The organism is Mucilaginibacter jinjuensis (genome assembly GCF_028596025.1).
Taxonomy (GTDB): Bacteria; Bacteroidota; Bacteroidia; order Sphingobacteriales; family Sphingobacteriaceae; genus Mucilaginibacter; species Mucilaginibacter jinjuensis.
In genome coordinates this window covers 3,836,104-3,850,787 of record NZ_CP117167.1, presented here as the reverse complement: position 1 = coordinate 3,850,787, position 14,684 = coordinate 3,836,104, and the positions used below count along the sequence as shown (strand labels likewise).

Here is a 14,684-nt window from a genome sequence, read left to right as displayed (position 1 = left end):
CTTAGAAAGTAACATTGGCGCCTACGTTAAATGATCTGTTCAATGGGTACAGGTAACCGCCTTGCGAGTAATTCCAGTCGGCATTAGGTGCCACAACACCCGGATGCTCTGGGTCTGAGTTTTTAAGGCCTGTTAGTGTAGCCAGGTTATAGCTGTTTACATAAACACGCAATTTAGAGATCCCTGCTTTTTTAAGTAATCTGCTAGGCAAAGTGTAACCCAGTTCCAGTGATTTGATACGCACATAAGTAGCATTTTGTACCGCTTTGGTACCATCTGCCGGAGGCGAACCGGTTGTTGGATAATAGCCCGGAACCCAAACGGTATTAGGGTCGTAAACATCAGCTCCCGGTACGGCAGTGTGCCATCTGTCCAAGAATTGTGTTAATGCACTACGACCGTACATTAAAGGCTGAGCCAATTGCTCTGCATATTGCACATGGAATAGTGTTGAACCTTGTAACAGCATGTTCAGGTCGAAGCCTTTCCAGTTGGCACCTAAGGTCATACCGAAGTTTACCAATGGGATGTCACGGGTTGCAATAGGGTGCTCATCTTTCGAGTCGATCACACCATCGTTATTCCAGTCTTTGTAATAGTAATCGCCGGGTACAACAGCCTGGTTACCACCACCAGTGTTTACATTATAACCATAGATCTGGCTGTAGCTTTGAAACTGGCCTCCGTAATCTTTACCCCACCAGATATTGGTGTAACGATCGGCCTGGCCATTTTTCCAGTTATCGTAAGAGTTACCGGCGCGGGTTTGCTGTACAACCAGTTTCATGGTTCTGGAAATTGAACCGTTTACGCTGATGTTGTAGCCCACGCTGCCAATATGGTTACGATGAGATATGATCATATCGAAACCTTTGGTTTGGTCGCTATCCAGGTTTTCTTGTGGTAATGCTGTACCTGCGGTGCCCGGTACAACAGATGTACGGGTATCAAGTAAACCAGTACGGGTACGCACGAAGTAATCGAAAGTACCATCTAACAGGCCGTTCCATAAAGAAAGGTCGGCACCAATGTCCAGTGTTTTGGCGGTGTACCAGGTTAGGTTAGGGTTAACCACACCAATTGATGCTAAACCGTTAACATAGTTGCCGCCTAAAATAGCACCTCCTGATGGGTAAGTATAACCCGGAATGAAAGGCACCAAACCAGCGCTGCTGTCATCACCCAACTCGCCATAAGATGCACGTACCTTAAAGTTGCTTAGTATTTTAGAAGGGATAAGGTTTTGGATGAATTTCTCCTCGCTTAAGCGCCAGCCGATAGAGCCTTCGGGGAAGAAGCCCCATTGCGCGCCGGGTTTAAACTTGCTCGAACCATCTTCACGGAAACCGAACTCGGCAAGGTATTTACCTTTGTAATCGTAATTGAAACGACCAACAACACCTTTGTTTACAGTTTCGTAAAGACCATTAGGATCCATATTGGCTACCTGGTTGGTTGAGTTACCTGCAAACAAATAAGGTAGGCCTAATGAAAACTCGCGCTGGGCGTTAAAATTATCGTTCTGGGTATCAGCTTCTTCATAAAGCAATAAGCCGGTAATATTATGGTTCCCAAACTTATGGGCATAATTTAACGAGAACTGCATCAGGGTTGATGTATTGGTATTATACCCCCTATATACGTACGATGGCGAGCTTACTAAAGTAGGCAGGTATGTTTTATTCTGCGGATCGTATTGATACAAGTTAAACGACTGGTTAACATTGGTATTGTCGGTAGGGCTGTAACCGTAATTGTACATACCTTTTGCCGATAAACCTTGTACGCCCGGGATGTCATAAGTTAAACTAGCCTGACCCTGGAAGTTTTTGATCTTGTTAATCTTATAGCCATTATAGCTCGAGGTAGTCATGGTTACCGGGTTAGCATTATCAGGTTCTACGTGCGGATATGCCGGGTTATTATTGGCGTAGATCTGATCAGTCGGTAGCTGGTTCCAGGCGTACTTAAACATGGTCCATACATCGGCATGCGGCTGATTTTTGGTGTCGGCATAGCCTGAAGTTAAAATTTCGGCACGTAAACGGTTGGTCAGCTTTACGTTTACATTCGAGCGGAAATTCCAGCGGTCGTAATTCATGTCGCCGCTTTTAAATACACCATCTTGTTTCAGGTAACCGAGGTCGAAAAAGTAGTTTACCTTATCGGTTCCGCCATTAATATTGAGGTTTTGTTGTACCTGTGGTACGTTCTGTTTCATCACAGCATCAATCCAGTCTGATGATTGCAGGGTACCGTTCTGATAAGGGACCATATCCGCAGCAGAAAAAGCAGGAGCAGTTTGCTGGTAAAAATTCTGGCCGAAATCTCGTTTTTGCTGCTCGTTTTTAAGCATCATGTAATCGAGTGCATCCACACCTTTTGGCAAGTTTAAAAACTGCTGCCAGCCGGCATTTATCGAATAACTGATGTTGAACTTACCGTTTTGGTTGCTTCCTTTTTTAGTGGTAACCAAAATTACACCATTGGCCGAACGAACACCATAAATCGCTGCTGATGCATCTTTCATTACCGAGATATTATCGATCTCATTAGGGTCCATCCGCGCCAGATCATCCGCGCTGCGTGGGATACCATCGATAACCACAAGCGGTGTAGCGCCATACCCACGGATATCAAATTTGGTATTAAAAGCACCAGGCTCACTACTTAACTGTTGGATACGCATCCCCGGTACTTTACCGGTTAACATATTCACCACGTTTTCATTCTTAGTCTCAACCAGTTCATCGCTTTTTAATGTTGATACCGAGCCGGTGAGTGTTGTTTTTCGCTGGTTACCGTAGCCCACAACAATTACTTCGTTAAGGCTTTTATTATCGGCCTTAAGCGTTATTTGCAAGCCCTTGTTATTGTTGCCTACCTGTACTTCCTGCGCAACATATCCTACAAAGGATACCTGGAGTATAGAACCAGCTTCGGGCGTGTTAATGGTAAATTTTCCCTGGGCATCGGTTACAGTACCTAGTGTGGTGCCTTTAACCTTGATGTTTACACCTGGGAGTGTAATACCGCTTTCATCCTTAACAAGGCCGGTAACCGTAACAGGAGCGGGCGCTGTTGAATGTGCCATGCTGCCGGCCATGCAAACATTGGTGAGCAGCAGTGTGAAGAGAAATAACCAGGCTGTCCTGGTCAGCTCTTTGCTTTTTAAGTATTTGTCCAATACTTTTCGGAGTTGTTTTTTCATGTTTTAAGGTTTAATCACTACCGGGGCAGCCATCATTCCTTGTTGCATTGCATTGTTAACCTATAAAATTGATATAGTAAGCCCGTTCGGCTACTATGTGTACATAGCGCCGTTGAACATCGTAATGGTACAGATGCATCGATCAGGATGTCTTTGAGCTAAATAAAATTGGTTTGTATAATTCTATATCAATAGGTCGTATTATGCGTTTGAAACAAAAGGTTGCGTGGATCCGGTTTACTAATTGGTTAATTTTTAGTTACTGGAAATAACTCGTTTTGCTGGCCTGGGTTGGGCGCGCTAACAATAAAACAATGCCGGTAAAAACTATGGCGGAGCATAATTTTACACAAGGAAGGATTAAATAAATCTTTCATCATACTTAGTTAATTTAGGTTTTGATTTAATTGGTTAATTACAGCAACTAAGTAATCGGCAAGGCACTAATAATTAACTAATAAATAGCTAATCGCATATTAATTGGTGGCATTAATAAACTTTTTTTAATATTTAATAAACAATCCAACTGTTTATAAACAACAATGGCTGTATAATGCCTTGTATTTGAGTATTATACAGCTATTTTTATATTGATTATTGCGGATTTATTTAATCACTTTAATTATCTGTTTGCCATTATAATTAAGGTTATAAGTTGATACTAAAGTATTAATACCGGTAGTTTTGCCTGGTGCAACAATCGAAATATTAAATATCCTGGTTTTTAGCATGCTGGGAAACGTGCCTTGCCTGTTGCTAATAGTGAGCGTATGCGCTTTATCGTTCCATTTAAAATCAATCAGGCTATAAATTCCGTGTTCATAATTGTATCCGTCGTTCTCATCTTCGTATAATGTGAAAGATCCATCGGCGCCGGGGTAAATCCTGATCTCGAGCTTATCATCAGCATGTTGCTCTGTATATTGCTGAAGCGAGCCGAATGGAATAATTGAACCGGCTTTAACAAACAAAGGGATTTGATCGATGGGAACCTTGGCTTGTATTTTCTTGCCTCCCTGGTAAGATTGTCCGGTCCAAAAATCAACCCAATCAGAACCTTTAGGCAGATATAAATTTTGCGACTTGGTGATATTGAAATCAACAATAGTATTTCCATTAGCACGGCTAACGTATAAAGAATCGGTAACCGGTGCTACCAGTATAGCTTTACCAAATAGGTATTGGTTATTTATATTCAGGACTGAAGTATCTGAAGGAAAATCCATAGCCAATGCCCGCATCATGGTTGATGAATGCGCGGTAACCTGCCATGCTGACGAATAAATGTAAGGTTGAAGGCGGTATCTTAAGTTGATGAATTTCTCCTGAGCATCGTAAGCCCAGTCGCCCTTTTTCCCGAACTGATAAATTTCCCTCGGTGTATTGGTGCCATGCGAACGGAACATGGGTGTGAATGCAGCAAATTCGAACCAACGGGTATACAATTCCTGAAAAGCCGGATCTGCTACACCTTTTGGATATTTTGTGCCAGAATAAAATCCGCCAATATCCGTATTCCAATAGGGGATACCGGATAGAGAAAAGTTTAAACCACCTGAAATTTGTTTACGCAATACATCCCAGGTTCCCTGTATATCACCCGACCAGGTCATGGTGCCATAACGTTGCTGACCGGCATAGGCAGATCGGGTTAAAATAAATACACGCTTATTAGGAATAGTTTGTCGTTGATGTTCGTATATACCTCCCGTTGTAGCTAATGGATAGGCATTTCTTAAGGTCTTAAATTTTCCTAAATAGGTTTGTGCGCTATCACTTTGGGCTGGGTTGCCCTGCTCTGGTTCAGTTGCATCAAGCCACCAGCCGTCTATGCCTTTAGAGAGGAGATTTTTGTTGATATATTTCCAGTATACATCACGCGCTGCAGGGTTAAAGGCATCGTAAACTTTAACCGACCGATCCTCTGGCCAGGTTTTAAAATCAAATAACATCCTCTTCTCTTTAAATTCTTTATAGATTTTGGTTTGGGGGCCGAAGTTTGGCCATACGGATATAATGATATGGGCATTTAATTGATGAACGCTATCCACCATTGCCTTTGGGTTAGGGTAAAGTGGGTTCCCAAAATCAACCGCATTCCAAACACTATCACCTTTGCCCCAGTACTGCCAGTCCTGAACTATACCATCTAACGGTACGTGCAGGTCGCGATATTTTTTCACAACACCAACTAACTCCTGCTGACTGGTATACCGCTCGCGACTCTGCCAAAAGCCGAATACCCATTTAGGGAACATGGGCGCATTGCCGGTAAGTTTTCTTTGCCCTGCGATAACCCCATCAGCATTACCTCCATCAATAAAATAGTAATTGACGACATCGCCTGCGGCAGATTCGAAAGACGTAATACCATCCTGATCCTGAAATCTTGTGGCAGACGCATTATCCCAAAATATTCCATACCCGCCGGAAGACAGTAAAACAGGTACAGCAATTTCCATATTCTGTTGTCGAAGGGTTACAGCATGGTTGCGGTAATTCATTACGCCCTCCTGATGTTGACCTAAGCCGTAGATGGCATCTTTGGTAGGTAAACTGAATTCTTGTTTAATACCCTCGTTTGAGTGGTTGCCGTTAACCCTTTCTGCCATTAATAATTTGCCGGTTAAGTTGTAATAGCTAATTGTGCCACCATTTATATCAACATTAATTTTTAACGCTTTTGTAGTTATCGTTAGTCGTTGTCCGGCTTGTTTTACCGAGAAAGAAGCATTTACAGGTTTGGCAATAACACTAAGGCTTAATGGTTCTTGCATCTTCTTTAACGGAGATTTCAGCACATGAACAATACCCGATGAGTAGAATTGCAATTCAACTACACCAGTGGATGTATTGACAGTAATTGCTCTATCTGTCCGGGTGAAACTTTGTGCATTAACAGGTGTAGCCATTCCGTACAGTAAGGCGGCTAACAATAATTTTTTTAACATCATTAATATTTAGGAAGGTTTGAATAATGCTAAGAAAGCGGCTTTGGTTAACAGACCATTAATAACAAACTAATTGGTGCCCAAACTCAATTAATTGCCCGGTTTGTGTGTAATAAAAATGATATACAACGATGGTTAAGGCTTTATTAACCTTTTATTAAACGATTAAAAGTAATTGCAGCAACAATTATACAGCCACCAAATGAGAAGAACTTTTAGTACAGTACTAACCACATTATTTCTAATTCTAACCACATGTCAGCTTTTTGCCCAGAGAAATATTCATCTGGAAGAAAGTTTTAACACCCCAACCACCAAATATGAAAAAATTGGCCGCGGCATAACAGACGTTAAAAACAATACACTAACTACCCGCGATGCTTACCTATGTTTCGGCGAAAACAGCTGGGCCGATTACGAGATTAAGTTTAAAGGCCGTGTACCCGATACCGCTAAACAGGTACAGCTTTGTGCCGGGTTCCGCGCTGCCAATCGCGACGATCGTTACATCCTGATGCTGAAAGGTGGGAACGAAAAGTTTCTATACCTGGCCCGTTTGGGTTATATGGGTTCTGATGATTTCCTGGCTTTGCGCGAGCTTGATTTCCATCCGGAACCGGGCACATGGTATGATTTTAAAATCCAGATTGCCGGTAACCGGATCCGTGTTTACCTCAATAATGAAAAGCTGCCACGTATAGATGTGGTTGATAAATTAAGCCATCTTGCCCCGGCAGGTAAAGTTACTTTAGGCGGTAGTTGGATTGCCAATGAGTTTAAAGAGCTTAGTATTACATCGCTCAGTAAAAATGCACTATTGCGCCAGCCGGTTGAGGAATGGGAGCCTGTATCTGTTGATAAAGTTGCATTACGCAAAAAGCAACGATCTGAATATAGACCAATAGAAGTTAAACAAGTTGCTGAAGGCCGCAATGACATTTCACTTGATGGCCGCTGGTTGTTTTCGCCCGGTTATGAAGTAAGTGATGAAACAGATGCCACATCTCCATCTCATAGCGATAAAGACTGGCATGTAATGACAGTCCCCAATTTCTGGAACCCACTGCGCGTATGGCAACATGGCGAAGCGTATAACACCGCGAGTAAAGGCGTGGCCGATAATTACTATCAGAAAGATTTGGACAGGTGCGAAGCTTACACTTTCGATTATAAAAAAACTGCCATAGGCTGGTATCGCCAATGGCTGAATTTGCCGGATAATATAAAGGGAAAACATTTAGAACTGACTTTCGATGCTGTATCAAAAGTAGCAGAGGTTTGGGTGAACGGTAAAAAAGCAGGCAGCCACGTAGGCATGTTCGGCGATTTTAAACTGGATGTAAGCAGTATGCTAAAACCCGGTAAAAATCTCATAGCGGTAAAAGTGATCCGTGATTATGTGAAGGATATTAAAGATGCCAATAAAATTGCCGGTGTTGCCGTAACGGTTGAAGTAACCCAAAAAATGGTAAAGGATCTGGCTCACGGCTTCTTTCAGGACGATCCTGCGGGGATCTGGCAACCGGTTACGCTTACAATTACCAATCCTGTAAGGATAGAGGACGTATTTATTAAACCCACACTTACCGGTGCAGAGTTTAATGTTACGGTTAAAAATAATGAAGCCAATCAAACATCATTCTCAATTTCAACAGGTATTAATGGAGTGAAATTTAAAGATGACTTGTATAATGCAGCATCTTTAAAGCAACTGTCATTAAAAGCCGGTGAAACTAAAACCTTTACCTATAACATTGATGGGTTAAAGCCAAAGCTTTGGTCGCCCGACTATCCTAATCTTTATGATTTTAAGTTTGATTTGGCAAATAATGATGGTAAGCAGATTGATGAAAAAATCATCCGTTCGGGCTTCCGAACTTTTAAGGTGGATGGCGATTATTTCTACCTTAATGGTAAGCGTTACTGGCTGCGTGGCGGTAACCAAACCGCTGCGCCGTTGGTACCTAATGATACAGCAATGGCCCATAAATTTAACCAGTTAATGAGGCAGGGCAATATTATGGTTACCCGTACCCACACTGTGCCTTACAATGAGATCTGGATGAATGCATCAGACGAGGATGGGATAGGGGTGAGTTACGAAGGCACCTGGCCATGGTTGTTTTTGGAAAGCAGTATGCCTGCACCAGAGCTGGTGAATTTGTGGAAAAATGAGTTTTACGATCTCATTAAAAAGTACCGCAACCATCCTTCATTACTGATCTGGACGATGAACAACGAAATGAAGTTTTATGATAACGATCCGGACGATGAAAGGGCCAAGATCAAAATGAAAACCATTTCTGATGTAGTAAAAACCATGCGGACGATTGATCCAAGCCGGCCTATTGTTTTTGATTCTAACTACCGCCGCAATACCAAAAGATTTGGGGCCGACTTTTATAAAGATATAGACGATGGAGATATAGACGACCCACATGCTTATTATAACTGGTATGATTATTCGATGTTTAAATTCTTTAAAGGCGAATGGCAAAAGAATAACAAGAATGATGGCAGGCCGCTTATATCGCAGGAAATGTCGACCGGCTATACTGACGAAACCGGTCACCCTACACGTTATTACACCTACGTGCATCAAAATCCAGCTTCGCTGGTGGGTAAGTTCGCATACGAGTATAACGATCCTAAATACTATTTAACCACGCAGGCTTTTATTTCAAAAGAGCTGGGCGAAGCGCTTCGCCGTACTGATGACCGCTCGGCAGGGATCCTGCATTTCTCCACCTTAACCTGGTTTGCCAATGTAGATATGGTTAATGAAATTAAGCCCTGGCCGGTTTATTATGAAATGAAAAAGGCCTTGCAGCCGGTATTAGTCACAGCAGAATTTTGGGGCAGGCACTTTTATGCAGGTGCCAAATTGCCAACGCAGATCTGTATTGTTAATGATAAAGAAGACGGTACAGCAGTAGGCCCGTCTACCCTGAAATGGGAATTGGTTGGTAACGATAATCACCAAATTGCCACCGGCGAATTGCCAATACCAACGGTTGAACATTATGGCCGCAAATGGATTGATCCACAAATCACTATTCCTGTTAACTTACCACAAAATCGTGTTGATAGTAAGTTATTATTAACGTTAATAGAAAACGGTAAAAAGGTTTCAGAAAATAGTTATGATCTGTTATTGATGAATAAAAATGATCTTAACGCAGATGTACTTAATAACAAAAAGATCCTGGTGCTCGATAAAAATAAAGGAATTAACGAAGCACTCAGTTTTTTAGGTGTGAAGTATACTTCGGCTAACACCGTTGCTGATCTTCAACAAAAGGCCGATGTTTATATCCTGTCAGGACTTAATTCCCTGAACACTAACACTGCTGAAACTGCGCAGATCAAAACCTTACTGGCATCAGGCAAGCATGTATTGCTTTCCGGCTGTGGCAATTTTGTGCACACCCTTTATCCTGAGTATATCAGAAGTATTGTAAAAGAAGATGGCGAGGTAACTAATATGGAAATCCCCGAATCACCAATTTATAATGGTTTAGAACCTTTAGATCTCCGCAATTTTAATAATAATGAACGCGAACTGCCATCAGTAATGGCTGGAGCTTTCCGTATCAACAGGAATGAAAATGTGGTACAACTGGCATCTTTCACCAAAGTGCATGGCTATTTGCCGGGCGATGTAAACGAAAGGATGAGCCGCCTGGATAAAATCAAAGGTTTCCCGATTGTGAAAATTGGCAATGTAATCCTTTCGCAAATGCGATTGGATAAAACCTTGACCGATCCTGTAGCCGGTAAATTATTAATTAATATGCTGACAGATCTTGCCCAATAATCATTTAAACTAACAACCTATGAAAAACAGTTTAATCACCTCAATTTTAGTGGCATCGGCAATTGCTTTCATTAGTAGTGAAATGAAAGTAGAACCTGCAAACAGACAGGTTCTTAGTCAGGTAGCCGGTTATACCCCCGATCCATCAACCCTCGATAAAAAAGTAATGTTTGGTTATCAGGGTTGGCAGGCTACCCCCAATGACGGCTCGGGCAACCATGTTTGGCGACACTGGTTTGGCCGTAGCTCGCCCGATTCGGCCAATGCAAACTTTGATGTTTGGCCGGATATGCGCGAGTACCCTAAATACGTAACCGAAGCTACCAATATGAAGTATCCTGATGGTACTAAGGCAATGCTTTACTCGGCCTATAAATATGGTACGGTAGATGTGCATTTTAAATGGATGAAAGAGCATAACCTCGATGGCGTTTTTGAGCAACGCTTTGTAACCGATGTGAGGCAGCCGGGAGGCCGTAAACATTTTAACCAGGTGGTATTGAACGTGAAAAAAGCCAGCGAGAAATACCAACGAGTGTTTTGTATCATGTATGACATATCGGGTGCTGGACCAAATTGGAAGAGTGAGCTGATGAACGACTGGAAACAACTGGTCGATTCGCTGGAAGTTACCAAAAGCAAAAGTTATTTGCACCATAAAGGCCGTCCGCTACTGGCTATCTGGGGTATTGGTTTTGATCATACCAAATTTGCTACTGCTGCACAGACGGATTCCTTATTGAACTGGTTCCATGCCACCGCACCCAAAAAATACCAGGCCACTATTATGGGCGGGGTAAATGATAACTGGCTAACACACAGCAGCGAGTGGAAAGCAGTTTATGACAAACTGGATGTTTTAAGTCCTTGGGCGGTTGGCCGGTATCACGATGAAGCAAGTACAGATCGTTTTATGAACAATGATATTGTGCCCGATAAATCCTATTGCGATCAGAAAAAGATCGATTACCTCCCCGTTATTTTCCCCGGCTTCTCCTGGTATAATTTAAGGCATGGCAAATCGCCGTTTAACCAGATCCCGCGCAATGGCGGGGCGTTTTACTGGCATCAATCGTACAACGTGTTAAGTGCCGGTGTAAATATGGTTTACATTGCCATGTATGATGAGGTTGATGAAGGCACGGCCATGTACAAACTGGCACCAACCGCTGCTCAAAAACCGGTGCATGGTAAGTTTATTTCGGCAGACCAAGACGGGATTACTTTACCTTCAGATTGGTATTTGCGTTTGGCAGAAGGTACGAGTGATATTCTTCGTGGTCGACAAAAAAATACGAATCAAATCCCGGCTTATTTAAAGAATAACTAATACTTAGCTATGAATAAAAGATTTTTTGCGGGATTGATTTTAGCATTATTTCCTGTACTGGGTTATAGCCAGCACCAGGAATATACGGGCACATTTGCACCATCTGAAAGCCTGGTGAAACCGGCCGAGAAACCATATCGTGACGATCTATGCCTTAATGGATCATGGCAATTTCAGCCTGTTGAGTTACCTGCCGGTTTTAAAGAGGGTATTGATCCAACACCAGAATTACCGGCAATGAGGAATGAAGGTTGGAATAAAACCCCGATCCGTATACCATCGCCCTGGAACGTGAATAGCTTTGCCGATAATCACGGCGAGGGCGGCGATTTTCGCACTTATCCAAGCTATCCCAAACTATGGGAAACTATAAAAATGGGCTGGCTGAAGCGCAATTTCATCGTGCCTCAAAAATGGGATGGAAAGAGAATAGTTTTACATTTTGAAGCCGTTGCCGGTGATGCCGAGTTTTTAATCAATGGTAAATCTGCAGGTCATCATTTCGGTATCTTTTTGCCGTTTGATATTGATGTTACCAACCTTATCCATCCCGGTGCGCAGAATGAAATAGCTGTTGGCATCCGTAAGGCCTCGCTTTTTGATAAAAGGGGAGAGTATGGCCGCAGAACATACCAGGCAGGCTCATTCTGGGGGCAGCATATTGCAGGGATATGGCAGGATGTTTACCTTGAAGCATTGCCGCAGACCTATACGGCTAATGTCTACATCCAACCTAAACTGCGTGAAGATAAGTTACAGGTGGAAGCAACTATAATCAACCAAAATAGCCAAACTATTGATGCTGTTATTGGCGGGGATGTGTTTCAATGCATTGGCCGTAAAAATCATTCTATTGATGAGGATGCTGATCCGGTTACAGCTTTGGCGACTGATGCTTCGCTTACTCTTCCTGTTGTGAAAGTTAAACTGCATCCCGGCGAAAATAAAATTATGTTATCGGCAGATGTGAAGGGGCGGTTAAAGAATTGGTCGACCGATGATCCTAACTTATATGGCTTAGTTTTGAAAACTAACATTAACGGAAAAACGATCGATCAAAAATATACAAGGTTCGGCTGGCGCGAAATCACGTTTGAAGGCAATAAAGTGCTGCTGAATGGAAAGCCTATCGTAATGAAAGGCGACTCCTGGCATTTTATGGGTATCCCGCAAATGACGCGTAGGTATGCTGTGCCCTGGTTTACGGCTATGCGTAATGCCAATTTAAACGCGGTGCGTTTGCATGCACAACCTTATCCATCTTTTTACCTCGATGTAGCCGATGAAATGGGCATTTTAGTGCTCGATGAAACTGCAATTTGGGCCAGTGATGGTGGCCCTAAAATGGACGACCAGCATTATTGGGCTGATACCAAAAACCATGTTGCAGAATTGGTTATTCGGGATAGAAACCACCCCAGTGTTTTTGGCTGGAGTGTATCAAATGAAGTAATGCCAGTGGTAACCAATGTAATGCACAACCCATCGGGTGTAAAAGATACTTTGGTGAAATATTACGGCATTTGGGCAGATATTTGCCGGAGGCTTGATCCATCACGACCATGGGTTTCTGCCGATGGCGAAGATGATGGCGAAGGCCGTTTCCCCGATTATATTGTGCATTATGGCGGCCCCGCTGCTATGGATCGGGGACAGAAAAGCGGAAAGCCCTGGGGTGTAGGCGAGGCCGGCAATGCCTACTATGGTACGCCCGAACAAGTAGCTGAAACCAATGGCGACCGTGCTTATGAATCCTTTTTAGGCAGAATGGAAGGTGTAGCTGCTGATTCGTACCAGATTTTAGTTAACGAGCGTAAACGTAATGCTATTTACCGCAGTGTATTTAACATGGTTTGGTACGGTTTGAAACCTTTGCCTTTGGGTTTGAGGGATACAATGCGACCGCCGAAATTAAGCGACGGGATTTGGTTTACAGCATTTAAAGAAAACCAGCCAGGTGTGCAACCCGAAAGGCTCGGTCCGTATACTACAACCTTAAATCCAGGTTATGATCCTGCATTACCACTTTACGAAACCTGGCCATTGTTTGAAGCCATTAAAGATGCCGGTGCCGAACCGCTTGTTGGTGAAGATAAATGGGTAGCTAAGAAGCTCATTGTTGCTGTCGCGAAACCTCGCCCGGCCGTTAAATCATTAAATGTTATCGCTGGCGAGAGTAGTACGCTTTCGGCAGAATTGAAAAAAATAGGTGTACCCTTAAATAAGGTAGGTAAAGGAACCGTTCCACAAATGCTTTTTGTTGATGGGGCACATCCGCCTAAAGAAAATAGTAAAGCGGTAATTGATAAGGTGCTGCATAATGGAGGCACAGTGTGGGTTTGGGCAGCAGACAGTACAAAGTTGCAAGAGCTGAACACCTTACTGCCAGCTCCGTTATCCATTACAAACCGTAGTGGCTCTGGCTTGCTGCCTGTTGTAAAAGACAGTTTGACGTCGGGTATTAGCAATGCCGATTTGTATTTTTCAGAATTAAAGCCAGCCGAGGTTGTGACTTGTGGATTGGTTGGCCCGTTGGTTAAACAAAGCAATGTGTTACTCGAAGTAAACCATACCGATTGGCTGAAATGGAACAAGCAGGCTGAGTATGCTAAAACGGCAATGATCGTTCGCTCTGAACGGGAGGCTAAGCCATCAGGCGTAGTGCTTATTAAAAAGCAAATTGGCAATGGTACTTTAATCATCACAACACTGCCATCGGCACCTAAACTGGCAAAGGCACAAAAGTTGGTAAAACAGTTATTAATTAATGCCGGTATACCTATTGATTTAGCAAATAGTGCAGATCAACCCTTATCGAAAGATGGTACAATAGTGCGCGAGTTGTTTTTAGGAAATTTTCCTGTCAAGTCCCTAACTGATGGAGAGGCCGCTCATTTTGTCGATCCGGCGCAAGGCGAAAAAATGCGTGAAGGAGTTGTTGTTAACGACAAGGTTTGGAGCCCAATAGTCAATGAAAATAAGGTAGCAGATCTGTCAGCGCTAAAAACCAACGGACCCAAGGACCATGCTGTTGCTTACCTTAGTTTCTGGGTGTCGAGTTCAAGATCACTGGAAGATTTATTGATAGAACCTAATATCCCGGTTGTGAAAATGAAGGTGGCGGCGAGTGATGCTGCACAGGTTTTTCTGAATGGAAAAATGGTAATCAATAATAGCCGTACCGGGAGCTATGCCGATGGGAAGTCGCAATCTAAAGAGTTGCCTTTGCGCCAGGGCTGGAACCACTTCCTGATCAAACTGATCCAGGTTGAAGGCAAATGGCAGTTCTCTGGTCAGTTAACCAGTAATCAGCCTGAGTTTCTATCGACGTTAGTTTCGTCACTCGAAAAACCGTAATCTATAATTAGAAAAGGC

General features: G+C 43.0%; 5 protein-coding genes. 3 read left to right on the top strand and 2 right to left on the bottom strand.

What is annotated here, in order from left to right; genetic code table 11:
* Position 1: 1 nt before the first annotated feature.
* Both PQO05_RS16975 and PQO05_RS16970 read right to left on the bottom strand, forming a co-directional pair.
* On the bottom strand, positions 2-3,211 hold the full coding sequence (locus PQO05_RS16975; RefSeq protein WP_273628619.1) for a SusC/RagA family TonB-linked outer membrane protein: 3,210 nt from the start codon (positions 3,209-3,211) through the stop codon (positions 2-4).
* 605 nt (positions 3,212-3,816) lie between these two features.
* Entirely contained in the window at positions 3,817-6,165 is a 2,349-nt protein-coding gene (locus PQO05_RS16970) for a glycoside hydrolase family 31 protein (protein ID WP_273628618.1), read from the bottom strand.
* Between the two features lie 199 nt (positions 6,166-6,364).
* Here PQO05_RS16970 and PQO05_RS16965 point away from each other — a divergent pair, with 199 nt between their 5' ends.
* The 3 genes from PQO05_RS16965 to PQO05_RS16955 are packed head-to-tail and all read left to right on the top strand — an operon-like array spanning position 6,365 to position 14,666.
* Positions 6,365-9,979 carry a glycoside hydrolase family 2 protein gene (locus PQO05_RS16965; RefSeq protein WP_273628617.1) on the top strand — a complete coding sequence of 1,205 codons (3,615 nt, stop codon included), beginning with the start codon at positions 6,365-6,367 and terminating at the stop codon, positions 9,977-9,979.
* 19 nt (positions 9,980-9,998) lie between these two features.
* Positions 9,999-11,309: a glycoside hydrolase family 99 protein gene (locus PQO05_RS16960; protein ID WP_273628616.1), complete on the top strand. Its 1,311-nt coding sequence runs from the start codon at positions 9,999-10,001 to the stop codon at positions 11,307-11,309.
* Between the two features lie 9 nt (positions 11,310-11,318).
* Entirely contained in the window at positions 11,319-14,666 is a 3,348-nt protein-coding gene (locus PQO05_RS16955; RefSeq protein WP_273628615.1) for a glycoside hydrolase family 2 protein, read from the top strand.
* The last annotated feature ends 18 nt before the right edge of the window (positions 14,667-14,684 follow it).